General features: G+C 72.4%; 18 protein-coding genes. 9 read left to right on the forward strand and 9 right to left on the reverse strand.

Features of this window, described 5'->3' with window-relative positions; translation table 11 throughout:
* Positions 1–98: 98 nt before the first annotated feature.
* Together OG624_RS13450 and OG624_RS13455 are read left to right on the forward strand one after the other, a co-directional pair.
* A complete protein-coding gene (locus tag OG624_RS13450; RefSeq protein ID WP_033226065.1) occupies positions 99–1124 on the forward strand; it encodes an ATP-binding cassette domain-containing protein in 1026 nt (341 codons plus the stop codon).
* Entirely contained in the window at positions 1121–1972 is an 852-nt protein-coding gene (locus OG624_RS13455; RefSeq protein ID WP_161288035.1) for an ABC transporter permease, read from the forward strand. Before OG624_RS13450 ends, OG624_RS13455 begins: the two co-directional genes overlap by 4 nt.
* Positions 1973–2028: 56 nt before the next feature.
* Here OG624_RS13455 and OG624_RS13460 read toward each other — a convergent pair whose 3' ends face one another.
* On the reverse strand, positions 2029–5388 hold the full coding sequence (locus OG624_RS13460; RefSeq protein WP_371587661.1) for an AfsR/SARP family transcriptional regulator: 3360 nt from the start codon (positions 5386–5388) through the stop codon (positions 2029–2031).
* Between the two features lie 72 nt (positions 5389–5460).
* On the opposite strand from OG624_RS13460, the gene OG624_RS13465 reads away from it, so the two are divergent.
* Positions 5461–6261, forward strand: coding sequence for a site-2 protease family protein (locus OG624_RS13465; protein WP_033226686.1), 801 nt, complete (start codon positions 5461–5463; stop codon positions 6259–6261).
* A 347-nt stretch (positions 6262–6608) separates the two neighbouring features.
* Here OG624_RS13465 and OG624_RS13470 read toward each other — a convergent pair whose 3' ends face one another.
* Positions 6609–6800 carry a hypothetical protein gene (locus OG624_RS13470; protein ID WP_030733071.1) on the reverse strand — a complete coding sequence of 64 codons (192 nt, stop codon included), beginning with the start codon at positions 6798–6800 and terminating at the stop codon, positions 6609–6611.
* A gap of 242 nt (positions 6801–7042) precedes the next feature.
* Between OG624_RS13470 and OG624_RS13475 the strand changes: the two genes are divergently transcribed.
* Positions 7043–9073 carry a TerD family protein gene (locus tag OG624_RS13475; protein WP_371587662.1) on the forward strand — a complete coding sequence of 677 codons (2031 nt, stop codon included), beginning with the start codon at positions 7043–7045 and terminating at the stop codon, positions 9071–9073.
* 57 nt (positions 9074–9130) lie between these two features.
* Here OG624_RS13475 and npdG read toward each other — a convergent pair whose 3' ends face one another.
* Positions 9131–9835, reverse strand: coding sequence for an NADPH-dependent F420 reductase (gene npdG / locus OG624_RS13480; protein WP_033226682.1), 705 nt, complete (start codon positions 9833–9835; stop codon positions 9131–9133).
* Positions 9836–9929: 94 nt separating this feature from the next.
* On the opposite strand from npdG, the gene OG624_RS13485 reads away from it, so the two are divergent.
* Complete coding sequence (locus OG624_RS13485; protein WP_033226680.1) at positions 9930–10535, forward strand: hypothetical protein; 606 nt, start codon at positions 9930–9932, stop codon at positions 10533–10535.
* 3 nt (positions 10536–10538) lie between these two features.
* On the opposite strand, the gene OG624_RS13490 is transcribed toward OG624_RS13485, so the two are convergent.
* Entirely contained in the window at positions 10539–10787 is a 249-nt protein-coding gene (locus tag OG624_RS13490) for a hypothetical protein (protein ID WP_030733080.1), read from the reverse strand.
* 71 nt (positions 10788–10858) lie between these two features.
* Here OG624_RS13490 and map point away from each other — a divergent pair, with 71 nt between their 5' ends.
* Complete coding sequence (gene map / locus OG624_RS13495; protein ID WP_030733083.1) at positions 10859–11716, forward strand: type I methionyl aminopeptidase; 858 nt, start codon at positions 10859–10861, stop codon at positions 11714–11716.
* A 102-nt stretch (positions 11717–11818) separates the two neighbouring features.
* Here map and OG624_RS13500 read toward each other — a convergent pair whose 3' ends face one another.
* The 5 genes from OG624_RS13500 to OG624_RS13520 form a co-directional block, all read right to left on the reverse strand.
* Positions 11819–12466 (reverse strand): biliverdin-producing heme oxygenase, encoded by a 648-nt coding sequence (locus tag OG624_RS13500; RefSeq protein WP_033226679.1) that lies wholly within the window; start codon positions 12464–12466, stop codon positions 11819–11821.
* A gap of 130 nt (positions 12467–12596) precedes the next feature.
* The gene (locus OG624_RS13505) at positions 12597–12965 is read right to left on the reverse strand and encodes a hypothetical protein (RefSeq protein WP_158711990.1); all 369 of its coding nucleotides are present in this window, start codon (positions 12963–12965) and stop codon (positions 12597–12599) included.
* A gap of 5 nt (positions 12966–12970) precedes the next feature.
* Positions 12971–13636 carry a PhzF family phenazine biosynthesis protein gene (locus OG624_RS13510; RefSeq protein WP_033226677.1) on the reverse strand — a complete coding sequence of 222 codons (666 nt, stop codon included), beginning with the start codon at positions 13634–13636 and terminating at the stop codon, positions 12971–12973.
* Between the two features lie 19 nt (positions 13637–13655).
* Positions 13656–15107 carry an HtaA domain-containing protein gene (locus tag OG624_RS13515; RefSeq protein WP_033226676.1) on the reverse strand — a complete coding sequence of 484 codons (1452 nt, stop codon included), beginning with the start codon at positions 15105–15107 and terminating at the stop codon, positions 13656–13658.
* A 52-nt stretch (positions 15108–15159) separates the two neighbouring features.
* The gene (locus OG624_RS13520) at positions 15160–16572 is read right to left on the reverse strand and encodes an HtaA domain-containing protein (RefSeq protein WP_033226674.1); all 1413 of its coding nucleotides are present in this window, start codon (positions 16570–16572) and stop codon (positions 15160–15162) included.
* A gap of 115 nt (positions 16573–16687) precedes the next feature.
* On the opposite strand from OG624_RS13520, the gene OG624_RS13525 reads away from it, so the two are divergent.
* The 3 genes from OG624_RS13525 to OG624_RS13535 all read left to right on the forward strand — a co-directional run bounded on the left by OG624_RS13525 (position 16688) and on the right by OG624_RS13535 (position 20086).
* On the forward strand, positions 16688–17701 hold the full coding sequence (locus tag OG624_RS13525; protein ID WP_033226672.1) for a heme/hemin ABC transporter substrate-binding protein: 1014 nt from the start codon (positions 16688–16690) through the stop codon (positions 17699–17701).
* Positions 17702–18095: 394 nt separating this feature from the next.
* Positions 18096–19106, forward strand: a complete 1011-nt coding sequence (locus OG624_RS13530) for a FecCD family ABC transporter permease (RefSeq protein WP_051764004.1) — start codon at positions 18096–18098, stop codon at positions 19104–19106.
* A gap of 152 nt (positions 19107–19258) precedes the next feature.
* The gene (locus OG624_RS13535) at positions 19259–20086 is read left to right on the forward strand and encodes a heme ABC transporter ATP-binding protein (RefSeq protein WP_033226692.1); all 828 of its coding nucleotides are present in this window, start codon (positions 19259–19261) and stop codon (positions 20084–20086) included.
* The last annotated feature ends 149 nt before the right edge of the window (positions 20087–20235 follow it).

Genomic DNA, 20235 nt, shown 5'->3' on the forward strand with positions numbered 1-20235 from the left:
AGCCCGCCGACCACGTGTCGGCGGGCTGTCGTATGTCTGTCGTACGTTTGTCGGTCGGCTGTCGGTGCTTTGTCAGTGGCGGCTGGTCCCATGAGGGCATGACGCGAAACGACAACAAGCCCAACGCCGTGGAGGTACGGGGGCTGGTCAAGCACTACGGCGAGACCAAGGCCCTCGACGGTGTCGACCTGGACGTACGGGAGGGCACGGTCCTCGGGGTCCTCGGCCCCAACGGCGCAGGCAAGACCACCCTCGTCCGCTGCCTCTCCACCCTGATCATCCCGGACTCCGGGACGGCGACCGTCGCCGGCTTCGACGTGGTCCGCCAGCCCCGGCAGCTGCGCCGCACCATCGGCCTCACCGGCCAGTACGCCTCGGTCGACGAGAAGCTCTCCGGCTGGGAGAACCTCTACATGATCGGGCGGCTGCTCGACCTCTCCCGCAAGGACTCCCGCCGCCGCGCGGACGAGATGCTGGAGCGGTTCTCCCTGACCGAGGCGGCCAAGAAGGCCGTCATGACCTACTCCGGCGGTATGCGCCGCCGGCTCGACCTCGCCGCCTCCCTGATCGGCAACCCGGCCGTGCTGTACCTGGACGAGCCGACCACCGGTCTCGACCCCCGCACCCGCAACGAGGTGTGGGACGAGGTCCAGCGCCTGGTCGCCGAGGGCGCCACCGTGCTGCTCACCACCCAGTACATGGAGGAGGCCGAGCAGCTCGCGAGCGAGCTGACGGTCATCGACCGCGGCAAGGTCATCGCCAACGGCAAGGTCGACGAGCTGAAGGCGCGCGTCGGCGGCCGCACCCTGAAGATCCGCCCCGTGGCCGAGTCGGACCTGCCGGGCATGGCCCGCGCGCTGGCCGAGGCCGGACTGGACGGCGTCGCCGGCAGCCAGGCCGTACCGGACGAGGGCGTGCTGCTGATCCCGATCCTGAGCGACGAGCAGCTGACGGCCGTCGTCGGCCTGCTGGCCGCCCGCGGGTACGCGATCGCCGACCTCGGCACCTACCTGCCCAGCCTCGACGAGGTGTTCCTGGCCATCACCGGACAGAAGCCCCTCTCCGTCGAGGCGACGACACCTGCGGGCGTTCCCACCGACAAGACCGAGGAGGTCGCGGCATGAGCACCGTAACCACGACGAAGCCCGCCCCCACCGCGCCCGGTCGCGCCTCGGTGGCCGCCCCGCACGGCGAGGGCCGGATCGGCCTGCGGGGCAACCTGCGGCACATCGGCGCCCTGGTGCGCCGCAACGCCCTGCAGATCAAGCAGGATCCCGAGTCGATGTTCGACGTCGTGTTCATGCCGATCATCTTCACGCTGCTGTTCGTGTTCGTCTTCGGCGGCGCGATCTCCGGCAAGGGGAACCAGGCGGACTACGTCAACTACGTGGTCCCGGGCCTCATGGCCATGATGGGCATGAACATCGCCATGGGTGTCGGCACCGGGGTCAACGACGACTTCAAGAAGGGCGTGATGGACCGGTTCCGGTCCATGCCCATCGCCCGGTCGTCGGTGCTCATCGCCAAGATCGTCGTCGAGCTCGGCCGGATGATGGTGGCCATCGCCATCCTGCTCGCCGTGGGCTTCCTGCTGGGCCTGTCGATCAAGGGGCCGGTGATGGGCCTGTTCCTCGCCATCGCTCTGTCGGCCGTCTTCGGCGCCTCACTGATGTGGATCTTCGTCCTGCTCGGCCTCACCCTGTCGACCCCGCAGGCCGTCCAGGGCATGGCGATGATGGTCCTGATGCCGCTGCAGTTCGGCAGCTCGATCTTCGCTCCGCCGACCACGATGCCGGGCTGGCTGCAGTCCTTCACGGACTACAACCCGCTGTCGAACCTGGCGGACGCGGCCCGCGCCCTGATCAACGGCGCTCCGGTCGGCGACTCGGTGTGGATGACGCTGATCTGGTCGCTGGCCATCACCGCGGTCACCATGCCGCTCGCGGTACGGAAGTTCCGCCAGAAGACCTGACCCGCGGACCGATCCGTTCGGATCGCGTCCCGGACGGACACCGGCCGGGGGCCGGGTCAGATGAGGGCGGTGGCCTCCTCCAGGGAGAGGCCACCGCCTTCGGCGTACGCCTTCTCGTAGACGGCGTCGCCCAGCGCCGCCCGGGCCAACTCCTGGGCGCGGGCGTGGTCCTCGCGCTCCGTCGTGACCGGGAAGTGCGCGGGCGGCAACTGCGCCCGGTAGGCGCCCAGCAGCCGGGCGGCGTCGTAGTCCCGGCGCGGGCCGCCGAGCGAGACCAGCGAGAGGGCCGCCGTCAGCAGGTGGACCGCGGGCATCTGCGGGGCCACCATCCGCGCCATCGGGTCCAGGGCGGTGTCCATGGCCTGGCGCAACCGGTCAAGAGCCTCCTCGTACAGCCCCTGCCGGTTGTCGAGCCAGGCCATCGTGCCGAGCAGGAAGCCGTCGAAGATGGCGAACGCGCCGAAGGCGAACTCGTCCCGCAGGAGCTGCAGCTGGGTGCGCGCCTCGGCGATCCGTCCCGTGCGGCCGAGGATGCCCGCGAGGAACATCCGGGCGGCGGGCATGGCCTCGTTGCCGTACCGCTGCACCGTCGCGGTGATCTCCGTGAGGATCCGCTCGGCCTCCTCCATCCGGCCGGCCTCGGTCAGCGTCCCGGCCATCCGTACGCGCAGTACCGTCACCTGGGCCATGGCCCCGAGGCGTTCGGCGTAGGCGATGGCCTCCAGGTAGTCGCGGGCGGCCAGGGCGTACTCACCGCGCTTCTCCCGGGCCTCGGCGCGGGCCGACAGGGCTTCGGCGCAGCCCCAGGCGTCGCCGAGTTCGCGGAACAGGGCCAGGCTCTCGTCGGCGTCGCGCGAGGCGTCCCCGGCCCAGTCGGCCCGGTTCGCGAGGATGTTGGCGCGCAGCTGGAGCGCGGAGGCCAGCTCCCAGCGGTAGCCGAGCTCGCGGGTGGTCTCGACGGTCGCGTCGATGACCCGCTGGAGCAGTCCCGGGTCGCCGGCGATCATGACGGCGTAGATCCACAGGGAGGCGGGGGTCCGGCAGGTCTGCGGCAGTCCGGGCCGGTAGGTGGCGAGGACCCCGTCGATCAGGGCGCGGACCGAGGGGGTGTTCCAGGTCTCGTTGGTCTGGTCGCGGGAGGCCAGCAGGACCAGGTTGAGGGCGCGCCAGCCCTCGGTCCGCGTTTCGCCGGAGTAGGGCGGCGGCGTGTCGACGAGCCGTTCGTAGACGGGCTCGGCGGCGACGAAGGGCGGCTCGAAGGGGTTGGGGCCGAGGGCGGCGGTGGCCTCGGCCCAGTGCCGGGACTCCGAGCGCAGGTCGTGCATGTGCCAGTACCAGCCGAGCGAGTGGACCAGGCACAGGGCTTCGTCGGCGTCGCGTACGGCGACGGCCCGACGCAGGGCAGTACGCAGGTTCTCGTACTCGGTGGCGAGGCGGTCGGCGGCCGCCCGCTGGCCGTGGCCGCGCAGCAGCGGCTCGGTGGTGCGGGCGAGTTCCCGGTAGTGGACGAGGTGGCGGTGCTCGGCGGACTCGCGGTCGCCGGCGGCCTCGGCGAGGCGTTCGGCGGCGTACTCTCCGACCGTCTCCAGCAGGCGGTAGCGCATGCCGCGGCCGTCGGATCCGGGGGTGGCCACGACGAGGGACTTGTCGACGAGGGAGCCGAGGACGTCGGCGGCGTCGTAGGGGTCGGGGTCGGACGGGTCGGCGCAGACGGCCTCGGCGGCGGCCAGGTCACAGCCGCCGGCGAACACGGACAGCCGGCGCAGGACGGTGCGTTCGGCCTCGTCGAGCAACTCCCAGGACCAGTCGACGACGGCGCGCAGGGTCTGCTGGCGGGGCAGGACGGTACGGGCCCCACCGGTCAGGAGCCGGAAGCGGTCGTCGAGACGGTCGGCGATCTGGCGCGGCGTGAGCAGCCGCAACCGGGCGGCGGCCAGCTCGATCGCGAGCGGCAGCCCGTCGAGGCGGCGGCAGATCTCGGCGGCCGCGGTCGGGTCCTCCTCAAGGGTGAACCCGGCGCGGGCGGCGGCCCCGCGGTCGGCGAGCAGCCGGAGCGCGATCGGGTCGGGCAGCGGTTCCACCGGGCGCAGGGACTCCCCCGGGACACCGAGGGGTTCGCGGCTGGTGGCCAGGATCCGGACGTCGGGGCAGTGCGTGAGGAGGCGTTCGGCGAGGGCTGCGGCGGCTCCGATGACGTGCTCGCAGTTGTCGAGCAGCAGCAGGAGCCGACGGCGTGCGCAGTGCTCGGCGAGCCGGTCGAGGGGGTCGTCCCCGGCGCGTTCGGTGAGGGCGCGCAGTTCCTCGGCGGCGGCGCCGCGCAGCTTGGTCTCGCGGGCCCCGAGCGCGGCGAGGGCGGCTTCGGCGACGGCCTCCGGATCGCCGGGTCCGTCGAGGGGAGCGAGTTCGACCAGCCAGACCCCGTCGGGCCAGGCGCCCTCGTCCTGGGCTTCGGCGGCCTCCTGGGACAGCCGCGTCTTACCGGCGCCGCCGGGCCCGAGGAGCGTGACGAGGCGAGCCCGGGCGAGGTCGTCCCCGATGACACGGATGTCGTCCTCACGGCCGACGAAGGTGGTCAGGCGCGCCCGCAGGTTTCCCGCGGACGCGGGGGCGGGGGCGGACGCGGGGGTGGGGGCGGCCGGGGGCGCGCCGGCGACGGACGCGGCAGCTGCCGCGACGGCCGTGGCGGCAGCGGTCGGCGGCCGCGCGTCCGAGGTCAGCAGTTCGGTGTGCAGGGCCCGCAGCTCCGGACCCGGGTCGGTGCCCAGCCGGTCGGACAGCTCCCGGCGCAGGCTGTCGTACTCGGCCAGCGCCTCCGCCGGGCGGCCCGCGTCGCGCAGGGCCCGGATGCGCAGGGTGTGCAACGGCTCGTCCAAGGGGTGCTGCGCGCACAGCGCGGTCAGCTCCGGCAAGGAACGTTCCGCCTCGCCCAGGGCCAAGGCCGCCGCGAGCCGCCCCCGGCGCGCGTCCATCCGTACCTCCTCCCAGCGCGCGGCCTCCGCGGCCGGGTCCGGCAGGTCGGCGAGGGCCGGCCCGCGCCACAGGGCGAGGGCCTCCTCGTACAGGGCCGCCGCCCGGCCCGGGTCCGGCGCGGCGTTCCCGGCCCGGGCCAGCCGCTCGAAGCGGTAGAGGTCGATGTCCTCCCGCTCGGCGGCCAGCTGGTAGCCGCCCTCCGCGGAACGCACGGCCGCGTGACCGAGGGCCCGCCGCAGCCGGGCGACCAGCGCCTGCAGAGCCGCCACCGCGTCGGCGGGCGGGTCGCCGTCCCACACCTCGGCGACGAGCAGCCGGGCGGGCACCACCCGCCCCGGCCGCAGCGCGAGCGCGGTCAGGAGCGCCCTGAGGCGTGCTCCGCCGACGGCCACGGGGGTCCCGTCGTCGTGGATGGCCTGGGCGGTTCCGAGGATTGCGTAACGCACCGACCCATTGTCCCCGCACCCGGCCCGGGACCCGCACCGTTTTCCGTCGGGCCCGCGGGATAGGTTGCCCGCATGGGTCATCAGGGCAGCCGCGGTGAGCGGCGGATCAGTTCGGTATTCCTCGGCATCGTCGCGATCATGGCCGTCACGGGCTGGGCCGTGTGGACGGGGTACGCCGCCAGCCCGGGGCTGGCCGTGTTCCTCTTCGTGACGTCGGCGTGGATCGTCTCCCTGTGCCTGCACGAGTACGCGCACGCCCGCACCGCGCTGCACGGCGGCGACCTCACGGTGGGCGCGAAGGGCTACCTGACGCTGAATCCGTTGAAGTACACGCACACGCTGCTCAGCATCGTGCTGCCGGTGATCTTCGTGATCCTGGGCGGCATCGGCCTCCCCGGCGGCGCGGTGTTCATCGAGCGGAGCAGCATCCGGGGCCGCTGGAAGCACAGCCTGATCTCGGCGGCGGGCCCGCTGACCAACGTGGCCTTCGCCGTGGTGTGCACGGCCCCGTTCTGGCTGGGCGCCCTCGACGGGGTGCCCCTGGCCTTCCGCTACGCGCTCGCCTTCCTCGCGATGCTGCAGGTCACGGCGGCGATCCTGAACTCCCTGCCGGTACCGGGCCTGGACGGATACGGGGTGATCGAGCCCTGGCTGTCGCACCGGGTGCGCCGCGAGGTGGAACCGCTGGCGCCGTTCGGCCTGCTGGCCGTGTTCGCGCTGCTGTGGATCCCGGGGGTCAACGCCTTCTTCTTCGGCGCGGTGGACGGCCTGATGTCCGCGCTCGGCGTCTCGGACCTGGAGACGTACTGCGGCCGCGACCTCTACACCTTCTGGCGGGAGAGCGACGGCTTCTGCGCCGTCCCGCAGGACTGACGGGCGGGTGCCGGCTACGACCTGCTCGCCCCGGGCCGGGCGCAGGGTACGGACTTCCCGACCCTGTGGGCGCGCTCCCGGGCGGACGGCACGATCCGCGCCTTCTCCGTCAAGGGCACCGCGGAGGCACCGGACTTCTCCGCCGTCACGGACCCGGCCGCGCACCCGCGTGTCGGCTCCGACGGCGACCTCACGGGTGACGGGCTGCCCGACCTGTGGTCCGCGGACGCGACCGGCAAGGTCAGCGTCTTCCCGGGTACGGGCACGCCCACCCCGCACCCCACGGTCACCGGCGTCGGACCGGCCGTCCGGCCCACCGGACGCCCCCGAGGGCGCCCGATCTGTTCCTAGCCGACCTGGCGCGCGGCGGAGGCCTTCTCGGCCTTCGCCTTGCGCAGGTAGTACCAGGCCATGTTGGACGTGAGGCCGGCCAGCAGCACCCAGACGATCCCGAGGAAGCTGCCCTCGACGAAGGCGACGACGGCCGCGACCACCGCACAGACGCAGACGACAAGGGCGAAGACGGCAAGGCGGGGCATGGGCGGAGCTCCTCGAAAAACACTGAACGGGGCCGAGCCCCTCCAGTGTCCCCCATGCCCCGCAGTGCTGCCGTAAGGGGCATCGGCGATCGGATCGGGTTGGTTTTCGGCTTTACCTGACCTTCTGTACCCCATGGCGTTACGGTTCGGCGGATACGCGCCGTATTGGGCGCGTCACGGAACGAACAGCCCGGCCCGCTCGGCCCGCGACGGACGACACCGGGCGAGTGGGGGGAGCACGTATGCAGGAGATCTCCAAGGGCGCGAACGTCAGCCTGAACGCCCTCAGCGAGGACGCCGGGGCGGTCGTCGTGAGCCTGGGCTGGACCAGCGCCACCGGAGAGGGCGATGCCGACGTCTCCGTCCTGCTCCTGGACGAGAACGGCAAGATCCGCAGCGAGAACGACTTCTACTTCTACAACCACCCCGCCGCCGCGGACGGAAGCGTCCAGCTCCTGGGCAAGACGCCGACCTCGAACGGCGACGAGGACCGCATCAGCGTGGACCTCACCGCCGTTCCCGAGGACGTGGCACGGATCGTGGTGGCGGCCAGCCAGTACGGCGGGGCGCGCTTCGGGGATCTCGACGATCTGCGGATGACGGTCGCGGACCGGTCGGGGGAGCCGCTCGTCGGGTACTCCATCGAGGACGCGGGTGTGGAGACGGCCTTCATCTTCGGTGAGCTGTACCGGCGCGGCGAGGAGTGGAAGTTCCGGGCCGTGGGCCAGGGGTACGAGACCGGCCTCGCCGGGCTGGCCACGGACTTCGGCATCGAGGTACTGGAGGACAGCGAGCCGGCGACGGAACCGGCGGCGGCGCCGGAAGCCGCGAGCGCCACCACCGTGCCCGCGCCGCCGGAGGTGGGCGACGCGACGGCCGCGCCCGAGGCCACGACCGCGGCCACCACCGTGGCCACGGCTCCGGCGAGCGCCACCGTGCCCGCCCAGACCCGCGGCCGCGCACCCCGCACGACGAAGAAGAAGGTCACCCTGCCCAAGGTGGCCAAGAAGTCCCTCGCCGAGAACGACTCCTGGCGCACGGCGCGGCTGTTCCCCGTGCCGTCCCTCAAGAGCGACAAGGAGCGCGAGGTCCGGGCGACCTCCGTCCTGCTGTCCGTCATGGCGGAGGTGCCCGAGCTGGGCCGCCGCCTCACCGCCGGATTCGGGGCACCGGCCGGTCGTATGCAGACCTTCACCGAGGTCCCCCTCCCCCACGGCGACACCCCGAGGCGGCCCGACGGCGTGATCCGGGTGGAACGCGCGGGCAAGCTGTGGACGGCCCTCGTCGAGACGAAGACGCACGGCAACCCGCTCAAGGACGAGCAGGTCCAGCAGTACATGGACATCGCCGCACGCCGCGGCTACGAGGCGGTGATCACGCTCTCCAACGACGTGGCCCTGGACGGCTCACCCGTGGTCGACGTCAAGATCGACGGGCGGCGCAAGCACAAGGTCAGCCTCTGGCACCTGTCCTGGGCCGAGGTGGCCCATCAGGCCCAGATGCTGATCCGCCACGAGGGGGTCGGCAACGCCGCCCACGCCTGGCTCCTCCAGGAACTCCTGGAATACCTCCAGCACGAGAACTCGGGCTGCCACGGATTCCAGAACATGGGCCCCGCCTGGGTGCCCGTGCGCAAGGGCATCGAGGACGAGACCATCAGCCCCGACGACGAGCGCGCCGTCGACGTCGTCGAGAGCTGGGAGCGGCTGATCCGCCAGGTCTGCCTGCGCCTGGGCGGCGAGTTGGGGCAGAAGGCCCTGCCGGTGCAGCGGACCCGGCGCGACAGCGATCCGCGGGCCCGTCGGGTCGCGGCGGCCGGGGCGCTCTGCGCCGACGGAAGGCTGTCGGCCGAACTGCGCATCGACGGGACGAGTTCCGTCATCGCCGTCACCGCCGACCTGCGGACCGGCAAGGTGCGGACCTCCGTGGACATCCCCGCCCCTGAGGGTTCGTACCCGCTGGCCATGGTGAAGCGGCTGCTGAGGGCGCTGGCCGAAGCGCCGGCGGATCTGCACGTCCAGAGCCTGGTGGAGGGCGGGAACGGGCCGCGCGGCACCTTGGAACGGCTGCGCCCGGAGCCCGGCGATCTGCTGCCCAAGGACGGGTCCGCGCCGACCGGGTTCCGGTTGTCGCTGATCAAGGGGATGGGCAGCACCCGGGGCAACACGGAGTCCGGTTTCATCCGCGGCGTCGACGCCGCGGTCGACCGCTTCTACCACGGTGTGGTGGCCCACCTGGGGGCCGTCGAGGCGCGAAGCGGCCGTCGGGGCTGATGCGCGTTCCCGGCGGTCCGGTCCCGGCCCGGAAGGGGCGGGACCGGACGGACCGGATCAGACGTCCGTGATGCGCAGGCCCGCGTGGGCCTTGTAGCGGCGGTTGGTGGAGATGAGGTTGGCCACCAGGGATTCGACCTGGTGGGCGTTGCGCAGGCGGCCGGCGAAGACGCCGCGCATGCCGGGGATGCGGGCGGCCAGGGCCTGGACGATGTCCGTGTCGGCGCGGACCTCGCCGAGGACCATCACGTCGGTGTCGATCTCGTCGATCGACTCGTCCTGGAGCAGGACGGCCGAGAGGTGGTGGAAGGCGGCGGTGACGCGGGAGTCCGGCAGCAGGGCGGCGGCCTGCTGGGCGGCACTGCCCTCCTCGACCTGGAGGGCGTACGCGCCCTGCTTGTCGAAGCCGAGCGGGTTGACGCAGTCCACCACGAGCTTGCCCGCGAGGTCCTCGCGCAGCGCTTCGAGGGTCTTGGCGTGGCCCTCCCACGGCACCGCGATGATCACGATGTCGCTGCGGCGCGCGCACTCGGCGTTGTCGGCGCCCTCGACGCCCAGGCCCAGCTCCTCGGCCGCGGTCCGCGCGCGGTCGGCGGCACGGGAGCCGATGATCACCTTCTGGCCGGCCCTGGCGAGCCGGTAGGCCAGGCCCCGGCCCTGGTCACCGGTGCCGCCGAGGACGCCGACGACGAGGCCGGACACGTCCGGCAGCTCCCACGGGTCCTTGACCGGCGGCTTCTGCGTGTTGTCTGAGGAAGTCATGGGGGCGAGGGTACTGCCGGGTAGCCCACAGTCGAAGGGTGACGAAGGGGAAGGAACCCCTCCCCATGTCCCCCGCATGGTGCAGGATGCCGATATGGACGCCGTGAGGGTCGCGCTGCTGCGCGAGGTGCTCGCCGGTACGCAGTGGCCTGGCGCCGCGCGCCGCTTCGCCGGATCGCTGCGCCGGTCCGTCGAACCGGCCGCCGGCCGGCTGCTGCTGGTGGGGACCGAGGGCTACGAGCCCTGGCATCTGGCGGCGCACCTGGTGGACGAGTCCGCCTGGTCGGGTCTGCCGGAGCTGGCGCCCACGCTCGTACGCCACCACGTGCGGCCCGGGGAGCCTCCGCACCTCTCGGTGGGGCTGAGCCGGCTGGCGGCGGCCCGGCGTGGGCACACACTGCTGGTGGTGGCGCCCGGGGCCCCGGGCGAGGGTCTGCTGGAGCGCGTCCACGACGCGCGGCGCGCGGGGGCGACCGTACTGTCCCTGGACGGTGGTGACCCGGACCTGGGCACGCTCGCCCACGACGCCCTGTCGGTCCCGGAACCCGACGGCGAGATGGATCTGGACACCGTGCAGCACCTGGTCAGCGCGGCGGCCGGGGAGAACGGCATCCCGGCGCAGCGCGGACCGCGCCGATTCCGGGACCGGCTGGCGCGGCTGGCCGACCACCTGACCGCGCCGCCGCCCAGCCGCTGGTAGGGCCTACGCCCCGCCCGTTCCGGTGGTGCCCTCTTCGTCCTCGCGGGTCTTGTCGTTCCACTTGGGGTCGTTCTGCCATTCGAGGTTGCGTTCCTGCGCCGTCTCCATGGCGTGGTTCGCCTCCTCGGGGGTCGCGTACGGCCCGAACCGGTCCTTGGCCGGACAGTCGGGACCTTCCTCGACCTTCTTGTGGACCAGGCAGTAGTACCACTCGCCGGGTTTGCCCACCTGACGCTTCTTGAACAGGGCCATCGTCGTCGGGCTCCTCTCGTACCGCTCTATCCCGCCATGCTGCCCCATCCCCGCTGGATACACTCGCTCGCATGTCTGGCCAGTCGCTGCTCGTACCAGGCGAGCTCTCTCCCGTCCGTTCCGTTCCCGGAAACATCCGCCGGCCCGAGTACGTCGGCAAGCCCGCGCCCACTCCGTACACCGGACCGGAGGTGCAGACGGCCGAGACCATCGAGGCCATGCGCGTCGCCGGTCGGATCGCCGCCCAGGCGATGGAGGAGGCCGCGAAGCTGATCGCGCCGGGGGTGACCACCGACGAGCTCGACCGGGTCGCCCACGCGTACATGTGCGACCACGGCGCCTACCCCTCGACGCTCGGTTACCGGGGCTTCCCCAAGTCGCTGTGTTCCTCCGTGAACGAGGTCATCTGCCACGGCATCCCCGATTCCACCGTCCTGCGCGACGGCGACATCGTGAACCTCGACGTGACCGCGTACATCGGCGGCGTGCACGGCGACAACAACGCGACCTACCTGTGCGGGGAGGTGGACGAGGAGTCGCGACTGCTGGTGGAGCGCACCCGGGAGGCGCTGAACCGGGCCATCAAGGCCGTCAAGCCGGGCCGCCAGATCAACATCATCGGCCGGGTCATCGAGTCGTACGCGAAGCGCTTCGGCTACGGCGTGGTCCGGGACTTCACCGGCCACGGCATCAACTCGTCCTTCCACTCCGGTCTGATCGTCCCGCACTACGACAGCCCGCACGCCACCACCGTCATCGAGCCCGGCATGACCTTCACCATCGAACCGATGCTGACGCTGGGCACCCACGAGTACGACATGTGGGAGGACGGCTGGACGGTCGTCACCAAGGACCGCAAGCGCACGGCGCAGTTCGAGCACACGCTGGTGGTGACGGACTCGGGCGCGGAGATCCTCACCCTCCCGTAGGCCGTCCCCTTCGCCGGTACGCGGCCGGGCCCGGTGCACCTGTGCACCGGGCCCGGCCCTGTTTCCGTGGTTCCGTGGTTTCCGCGGGCTTCCCCGGAGGGGCTACGCGCTGAGCGGGAACTGCTCGCCCAGTTCGCGGAAGACCGCGCCGTTGAAGTCGAAGGCACGCTTGCACTCGTCGATGATGCGCTGCTTCTCCAGGTCGTCCGCGGCGATGGCGTCCAGCAGCTCGCGGTAGCTCCGCTTGAAGGCGGCCGGGTTGGAGATGTCCGAGAAGACGTAGAAGCGGACGCCGTCGCCCTTGCGCTCGAAGCCCCACGTGCGCTCGGCCTTGTCGCGGATGATCTGGCCGCCGGACAGGTCGCCGAGGTAGCGGGTGTAGTGGTGGGCGACGTACCCGCCCGGCCACTCGGCGGCGCACCGGGCCACCCGGTCGGCGTACGCGCGCGTCGCGGGCAGGGCCGTCACGCTCTCGCGCCAATCCGGACCCAGCAGGTGGGTGAGGTCGCGCTCGATCTCGGCGACGCGCATGAGCTCGGGCCGGATGAACGGGCCGGCCACCGGATCGTCCTTGAGGGATTCGGCCGCGTCCTCCAGGGCCCGGTACACGAACCACAGCTGCTCGGTGTAGCGCGTGTAGGCGTCCACTCCGAGTCGTCCACCCAGCAGGTCGCTCATGAAGGTCGACGTCTCGGCCTCGGTGTGCTGCTCGTGCGAGGCGACGCGGATGACCGTAGAGAAGGCGTCCAAGGCGGACCTCCAGGAAGAGGAAACAGGCGTGACGGCAATGCCGCCACGCCCGATCCTCCTACTTAGGCATGCCTAAGTCAATGAGTTCCCGACGTCTTGTCGGTAAAAATCCGGGGCCTCGCGCCTCGTGTCAGCCGGCGGTCGACGCCCAGAGCACGAGGATGCCGACGAGGAGCGCGTGGGGATAGAGGAAGGCCAGGAGGCAGCCGGTGCCGCCCAGCGCGAGGCGTCGCCTGCGCTGCGCGTCGGTCCGGGGCGGGATCCAGGTGAAGGCGACCATCGCCAGTGGGACGGCGTAGAGGAAGACGAATCCCGGCGGGAGCCGGGCAGGTAGGAGGTCGCCCGGCCGCACCACACGGCCGCCGGGGCCGGCACGGTGAAGAGCACCGCCACCGGCAGCCACCGCTGTCGCTCGTCGGGCCGGCCGCTCACGGGGTTCTTCGTCATGACGCCATTGCACCGCGGCGACCTGGGCCCGGATCAGCGCCCGCGTACTCATTCCCCCTAGGGGGTGTCCCGGGTCGGGGCGAAGCGGACGCGGCCGCCGATCTCCACGGTGCCGTCCGGGCCGGGGGCGGTGAGGATCTGGGAGCCGGCGCCCTGGGTGATGTTCAGGGCGCGGTTCAGCTGGGCCGTCAGCAGGATCGCCGCCGAGCCGGTGGCCTCGTCCTCGGCGATGACCCCGTCGGGGCGGCGCGGAAAGCCCCGGGCGCGCACGCGGCCCGCGGCCTCGTCCTCCCAGGCCCAGGCGTACAACCAGCCCTCGCCGGGCGGCGGGGTGGGCAGCGCCTCGACCTCGGCGACGGATCCGTACTGCTCGGTGCGCTTGCCCTCGACCCACTCGGGCCGGGCCGTGATCCAGGTGAACTCCCCGTCGTCACGCGACCATACGGATCCGACGGGCGGCTGGAGCTCCTCGATGTCCAGCAACCACGCGACCCCGACCAGCGGGTGTCCCGCGAAGGACATCCGTGTGCCGGGGGTGCGGATGTCGACGACCCCGCGCTCGGGGTCGTCGACGAACACCGTCTCGCTGTAGCCGAGTTCGGCGGCCAGGGCCTGCCGCGACGCATCGTCGGGGCAGGTCCGGCCGTCGCGTACGACACCGAGCAGGTTGCCGAAGCGGCCGTCACCCGCGCAGAAGACCTTCAACACGTCGAGATCGTTCACGCGGGAATTCAAGCACGGCTCAGACCTGGGTCGTACGGCGCCTGCGCGCGAGGTACACGGCGCCCGCGCCGGCCACGATCACCACGCCGGAGGTGGTGAGCAGGGCCCCGGCCGGGATCTCGGCGCCGGTGTCGGCGAGGTTGCCGCCGACGGAGGAGGAGCCGCCGCCGACGGTGCCTCCCGTACCGCCGGTGCCGCCGATGGTGCTGCCGGTCGTACCGCCCGTGGTGCCGCCGTTCGACCCACCCGTCGTGCCACCCGTCGTGCCACCTGTCGTGCCACCCGTCGACCCGCCCGTCGTGGGCGGGAGGACGACGTCCTTGTCCACCGCCACGGCGAAGCTGAGCGGGTCCATCGGGTCGCCCGCCTTGTACATGGAGCCCATGGTGTCGCTGGCGAAGGCGGCCGCGCCCTCGGCGGTGAAGGCCGCCGGGACCGCGTTCAGGGCCAGGAGGCCGTTCTTGGTCTTGTAGTCGGTCTTCGACAGGTCGAGCGTGGCGAAGCGGAGGCCGGTCTTGGCGCCGGAGCCGTTCGTGACGTCCACGTAGAGGGTGCCGGTCTTGCCGGTCGCCTCGACGCGCGGGTTGCCGAAGGTCATGTCGATGCCGTGGGCCGCGTACTGGAAGCGGAGGCTGCCCTGGAAGGAGGCGTTCAGCTTCTGCTTCTTGACGTCCAGGTCGCCCTTGCCGAAGGCGAAGTCGAAGGTGTCGCCGTTCTTGGCGGCACCGCCGGCCGGGGTGATCGAGCCCGCGCTCAGCACGTACTTGCGGAAGGACTCCTTCACGCCCCACGTCAGCTTGCCGCTGAGCACCTTCTGCGTGTCGTCGGCCGGAGGAGTCGGGTTCTTGGTGGTGGTGGACGGGGTCGGCTCGGGGGCCGGGGTCTCGAACTCCAGCTTGGCGTTGAGCGGGTCGCCCGGCTTGTCCTTGTAGCCCGCCGAACCGAGCGCGTCCGCGGCCTCCTGGGTGAGCGTGGTCGCCAGGTTGGTCATCGACCGGCCGGTGAAGGCCACGGTGGCCATGGGCACGTCCTGGGTGGTCGTGCCGCCCTTGGTGACGTCCGCGGTGAGCTTCTTGGTCCCGGTGTCGATACGGATGTCCGAGAGCTTGACCTCGAAGCCGTGGCCGGTCGGCGGGGCGGGCGAGGAGAAGGTGACGCTGCCCCTGAAGGCCGCCTTCACCACGTGCCCGTTGGCCGGCTCGTACGCACCGGTCGGCTCGACGAAGCGCAGGGTGCCGTCCTCGTTCTGCTTGGCCCCGTCCGCGACGGTGATGGTGCCCTTGGCCATGCCGGTCACATAGGCGCGGTAGCTCGCGAGCACGCCCCAGTCGAGGGTGCCGCCGGTGATCTTCATCGGTTCGGTGGGCGGGCCGCCCGCGGCGGTGGCGGGCAGGGCGAAGGCGGTGGCGCCGAGCGCCGCGGCGGTCAGGACCGCGGCCGCGAGGGAGATCGGGCGTCGGATGGACGACATGGCTGGGCACTCCTGGAGGAACAGGGGGAAGGGGAGAGGAGGAGGAGGTTTCCTACCGGGGCGTGTCGGTCGGCGTCGGCGAGGCGGCCGCCGTACGACGCTTGCGCACCACCAGGAAGGTGCCACCGCCGGCCAGGAGCAGGACGGCCACGGCGAGGGCGACGAAGAGCCCGGTGTTCGAGGACTCCGTGGCCTTCGCGGCGACGGCGGGAGCGGGCTCGGCGGACGGCGACGCGGACGCGGGGGCGGGCGAGGCCGTCGAGCCCAGGTCGGGCAGGGCGGGCAGTTGGGCGGTGGCGTCCAGGGCGACGGCGAGCGAGACGGGGTCCATCTCGGTGCCGGCCTTGTACATGGAGTTGAAGGCTTGGGAGCCGCCCTCGGTGAGGATGGCCGGGACTTCGGTCAGGGTCGCCAGCTTGCCCTCGGTCTTCAGGGCCTTGGCGTCGAACTCCACGAGCGGGACGGCGTTCTTCGTCTGACCGCCGGTGGTGACGTCCGCGGACAGGACGCCCTTGCCGTTCTCCACCTTCACGCTCATCTTGCCGAGGGTGAGGTCCAGGTGGGCGCCGGTGAACCGGACCGTACCGGCGAAGGCCGCGTCAAGCGTGCCCTTCGCGCCGTCGAACGAGCCCTTGCCCTGCGGGAAGCGGAAGAGTGCGCCGCCGTCCTGGGCGCCCTCGGCGAGGGTCCACCTGCCCTGGCCGACCGAACCGGTGACGTACTCACGGAAGGTGCGGCGCACCCCCCAGTCGACGGCGGCGTCGGCGAAGGCTCCCGGCGCCTGCGAGGTCTGCGCGGTGGCGCTCGGCTGCGCGGTCGTGGCCGACGGCGCGGGCTCGGCGGCCGGGGTGGTCTTGACGTCGGCGGAGAGCGAGACGGGGTCGAGCTGGGTGCCGGCGCCGTAGTAGCCGGCGAAGGCCTTGGCACCTTCCGCGGTGAGGGTGGCCGGGAGGTTCGTGAGGGACAGCGGGCTCGCGCCGCCCTTCATGTTGATGCCGCCGACGCCGAGCGAGGCGAAGGCGACCTGCGACTGGTCGGTGACCGCGCCGCTGTCCTTGGCCTTGCTGGAGACGTCGACGTACAGGGTGCCCTTGCCGCCGGAGATCTTGACGGTCGGGCGACTGATCGTCATGTCCAGTTCGTAGACACCGTCGGGCTTCTGGTGGCCCTGGAAGGTCACCCCGCCCGAGTAGGAGGCCTCGAAGGCGCCGGAGTCGGGGTCGTAGGATCCGGCCGCGGAATGGAAGCGGAAGAGACTGCCACCCACGGTGGCCGCGCCACTCTTCAGCTTGAAACCACCTTTTGCCACCGGACCCGTGACATAACTCTGGAAAGACGATTTGATGCCCCAGTCGAGTCGACCCCCCTGTACGGTGCCGGCCTGAGCGGCGGTCGCCGGGAGCAGCGCACCCAGCAGGGCCGCCAACAGGGCGACGGCGAACGTACGGACGGGTCTCGTGGGCATGAATGCCCCCTCCTAAGGTCTAGCGAGCAAGGTTAGGCTAACCTAAGCTAAGCACGGCCGGATGAACACCCCCCGGTCTCCAGAACCTCAGTCGGACGATCAGGACGGTGCCTTCGTGCCTACGCCCGCCGCGTCAACCCGCTTTCCCCGTCTCGCAGTTGCCGTGGCAGCACTGGCACTCGCGCTGACGGCTTGCGGAGGTACGGCCACCAACCCGGGCTCATCCGCCCCGAGCGCAGCCGCGGTCCCGGACCGACTGGAACCGCTCCCGACGCCACAGCCCGCCCTGCCGGTCACCGTGCCCTCGGTCGACGGCACCCAGGTCACGATCACGTCCGCGGACCGGGTCGTCCCCCTCAGCGGCAGCCTCAACGAGATCGTCCACACGCTGGGCCTCGGCAAGCAGGTCGTCGCCCGGGACATCACGGCCACCTTCGAACAGGCCGCCCAGCTGCCGGTGGTGACACGTGGACACGACGTCTCCGCGGAGAGCGTCCTGTCCCTGCGCCCCACCCTCGTCATCGCGGAGACCACCAGCGGCCCGGGAGAAGCGATCCAGCAGATCCGCGACGCCGGCGTACCCCTCCTGGTCATCGCCCCCGCCAAGGGACTGGACGACGTCCCGAAGCGGATCGACGCCGTGGCCGCCGCCCTCGGCGTCAAGGAGGCCGGCACGCAGCTGAACCAGCGCACCGCGGACCGGATCGCCGCCGCCCGCCGAAACGTTCCCGCCGCCACGGCCGAGCAGCCCCGGGTGGCCTTCCTCTACCTCCGCGGCACCGCCTCCGTCTACCTGTTGGGCGGCTCGGACTCCGGAGCGGCCTCGCTCCTCGAAGCGGCCGGCGCGGTCGACACCGGCAAGGAGTCCGGCCTCGGCAAGGACTTCACACCGATCACCAGCGAGGCCTTGGCGGCCGCCGCCCCCGACGCGATCCTGGTCATGTCCAAGGGCCTCGAATCGGTCGGCGGCATCGACGGCCTGGTCAAGATCCCGGGCGTCGCCCAGACCCCGGCCGGCATGGACCGCCGCGTGGTCACGATCGACGACGGCGTCCTCCTCAACTACGGCCCCCGCACCGACCAGGTCCTCTCCTCCCTGGTCACCCAGCTCTACGGGAAGGGCGCCTGAGGTGGCCCTCCACGACCAGGACCTGCCCGGCACCGACGGAGCCGGAGGCGTGTCGACGGAACCCGCAGGGACCGCGGACAGAACCGGAAATGGCCCGGCGCAGTCCCCGCACGGTTCCGACGGGGCCGGGAGCGTGTCGACGGAACCCGCAGGGACCGCGGACAGAACCGGAAATGGCCCGGCGCAGCCCCCGCACTCCCCGCACGGTTCCGACGGGGCCGGGGGCGTGTCGGGGCGATCCCCGCAGGGCGCCGAACGCACTGCCGCCCGACGTTCCGACCCCGCGTCACGTTCGGCGCCCGAGGAGACGCCCCGGCGCGCACCCGGCCCCGGCGGAACCGCCCCCGCCACAAAGCCCCGCAACGGCACCGGCACCGGCACCCGCCGCCCCGCCCTGCTCACCGCCGCCCTCGTCGCCGTCCTCGCCCTCCTCGCCCTCGTCTCCGCGGGAACCGGCGCCTACGACATCCCCCTCGGCGATGTCCTCGCCTCCGTCCAGCACCACCTCGGTCTCGGCGGCGCCCCCCTCGACCGGGTCGGCGAGAGCGTGCTGTGGAACGTCCGCCTCCCCCGCGTCGTGCTCGCCCTGCTCGTCGGCGCCGGCCTGGGCTGCGCGGGCGCGCTCATGCAGGGCGTCTTCGGCAACCCCCTCGCCGAGCCCGGCGTCATCGGCATCTCGGCCGGCGCCGCCGTCGGCGCGGTCGCAGCCATCGGCCTCGGCCTCAGCTTCTTCGGCAACTGGACCATCACCGTCTGCGCGTTCGTCGCGGGCCTGATCACCGTCAGCTCGGTCTACCTCCTCTCCCGCAACGGCGGACGGACGGAGGTCGTCACCCTCATCCTCACCGGCATCGCCGTCAACGCCTTCGCCGGCGCCCTCATCGGCCTGTTCGTCTTCTTCGCGGACAGCGGACAGGTCAACCAGATCACCTTCTGGCAGCTCGGCTCCCTCGCCCAGGCCACCTGGCCCAAGGTCCTCGCCGTCCTGCCGTGCGCCGTCGCCGGCCTGCTGATCGCCCCCCTCTACTCCCGCCGGCTCGACCTGCTCTCCCTCGGCGAACGCCCGGCCCGCCACCTCGGCATCGACGTCGAGCGGCTGCGCCTCTCCCTCATCCTGGTCGTCGCGCTGCTCACCGCCGCCGCCGTCGCCGTGGCCGGTGTCATCACCTTCATCGGCCTGCTCGTCCCGCACCTGCTGCGCATGGCCAACGGCCCCGGTCACCGCTTCCTGGTCCCCGGCAGCGCCTTGGCCGGCGCCGTCGTCCTGGTCGCGGGCGACCTGGCCGCCCGGACCATCGCCCAGCCCGCCGAGCTGCCGCTCGGTGTACTGACCGCCCTGCTCGGCAGCCCCTTCTTCTTCTGGCTGCTGCGCCGCACCCGCCGCAAGCAAGGAGGTTGGGCGTGACCAGCAAGCCACCGAGCAACCCGACGGGCAACCCGCCGAGCAGCCCGACAGGCAGAACCACCGACAGCCCGACCGGCAGCCCGACCGGCAGAACCACCGACAGCCCGACCGGCAGCCCGACCGGCAGGACACCCGGCAGGACACCCCGCACGCTGACCGGGCTGCTCGCCCGTGGTCGCCGGACCGTCCCGCCCCGCCCCGCCCCGGGCGACGCCGTCGCCGAGGCCGTGGACCTGCACCTGCGGCTCGGGCAGCGCGAGGTCCTGGCCGGGATCGACCTGACCGCCCGGGCCGGCGAGGTGCTGGCCCTGGTCGGCCCCAACGGCGCGGGCAAGTCCACGCTGCTGGGCGCTCTCGCCGCCGATCTGCCCGCCGCCTCCGGGGTGATCCGGATCGACGGCCGCCCGGTGGCCGACTGGAGCGCCCCGGAGCTCGCGTTGCGTCGCTCCGTACTCCCCCAGTCGGCCGCACTGTCCTTCCCCTTCCCGGTGGAGGACGTCGTACGGATGGGTCGCGCGCCCTGGGCCGGCACCCCCCTCGCCGAGGCCGACGAGGAGGCGGTGGCCGTCGCCATGGCCGCCACCGAGGTCACGGACTTCGCCGCGCGCCCCTTCTCCGCTCTCTCCGGCGGCGAGCGGGCCCGGGTCGCGCTGGCCCGCGTACTGGCCCAGCGGGCCCCGCTGCTGCTGCTCGACGAACCGACCGCCGCCCTCGACCTGCGCCACCAGGAGCTCGTGCTGCGCATCTGCCGGGAGCGGGCCGCGGCCGGGGACGCGGTCGTCGTCGTCCTGCACGACCTGGGGCTCGCCGCCGCCTACGCGGACCGGGCCGCCGTCCTGCACGACGGGCGGATCGCCGCTGACGGCCCGCCGGCCGAGGTGTTCGAGGGCGAGCTGTTGAGCCGGGTCTACCGGCAGCCGGTGGAGGTGCTCCCGCACCCCCGCACCGGGGCCCCGCTGGTCGTCCCCGTCCGGGCTTGACCGTCGCTTGACCGTGCCATGGGGCTGTCGTGGAGGGCCCGTGACAGGGCCGTGTCCGTGGCCGAAAGCAGTGAGCTGAATCACGGTACGAGGGGGTATGGGTGAGGTAAGCCTCGGTTAAGTTAGGTCCGCCTCATCGGCCTCTCCCT

This window comes from Streptomyces virginiae (assembly GCF_041432505.1).
Lineage (GTDB): Bacteria > Actinomycetota > Actinomycetes > Streptomycetales > Streptomycetaceae > Streptomyces > Streptomyces virginiae_A.

Bases quoted from the DNA above. Each gene is read 5' to 3' on its own strand.
- OG624_RS13450 (WP_033226065.1), top strand. From the start codon at position 99: ATGACGCGAAACGACAACAAGCCCAACGCCGTGGAGGTACGGGGGCTG.
- OG624_RS13455 (WP_161288035.1), top strand. From the start codon at position 1,121: ATGAGCACCGTAACCACGACGAAGCCCGCCCCCACCGCGCCCGGTCGC.
- OG624_RS13465 (WP_033226686.1), top strand. From the start codon at position 5,461: ATGGGTCATCAGGGCAGCCGCGGTGAGCGGCGGATCAGTTCGGTATTC.
- OG624_RS13470 (WP_030733071.1), bottom strand. From the start codon at position 6,800: ATGCCCCGCCTTGCCGTCTTCGCCCTTGTCGTCTGCGTCTGTGCGGTG.
- OG624_RS13475 (WP_371587662.1), top strand. From the start codon at position 7,043: ATGCAGGAGATCTCCAAGGGCGCGAACGTCAGCCTGAACGCCCTCAGC.
- npdG (WP_033226682.1), bottom strand. From the start codon at position 9,835: ATGACTTCCTCAGACAACACGCAGAAGCCGCCGGTCAAGGACCCGTGG.
- OG624_RS13485 (WP_033226680.1), top strand. From the start codon at position 9,930: ATGGACGCCGTGAGGGTCGCGCTGCTGCGCGAGGTGCTCGCCGGTACG.
- OG624_RS13490 (WP_030733080.1), bottom strand. From the start codon at position 10,787: ATGGCCCTGTTCAAGAAGCGTCAGGTGGGCAAACCCGGCGAGTGGTAC.
- map (WP_030733083.1), top strand. From the start codon at position 10,859: ATGTCTGGCCAGTCGCTGCTCGTACCAGGCGAGCTCTCTCCCGTCCGT.
- OG624_RS13505 (WP_158711990.1), bottom strand. From the start codon at position 12,965: ATGAGTACGCGGGCGCTGATCCGGGCCCAGGTCGCCGCGGTGCAATGG.
- OG624_RS13515 (WP_033226676.1), bottom strand. From the start codon at position 15,107: ATGTCGTCCATCCGACGCCCGATCTCCCTCGCGGCCGCGGTCCTGACC.
- OG624_RS13520 (WP_033226674.1), bottom strand. From the start codon at position 16,572: ATGCCCACGAGACCCGTCCGTACGTTCGCCGTCGCCCTGTTGGCGGCC.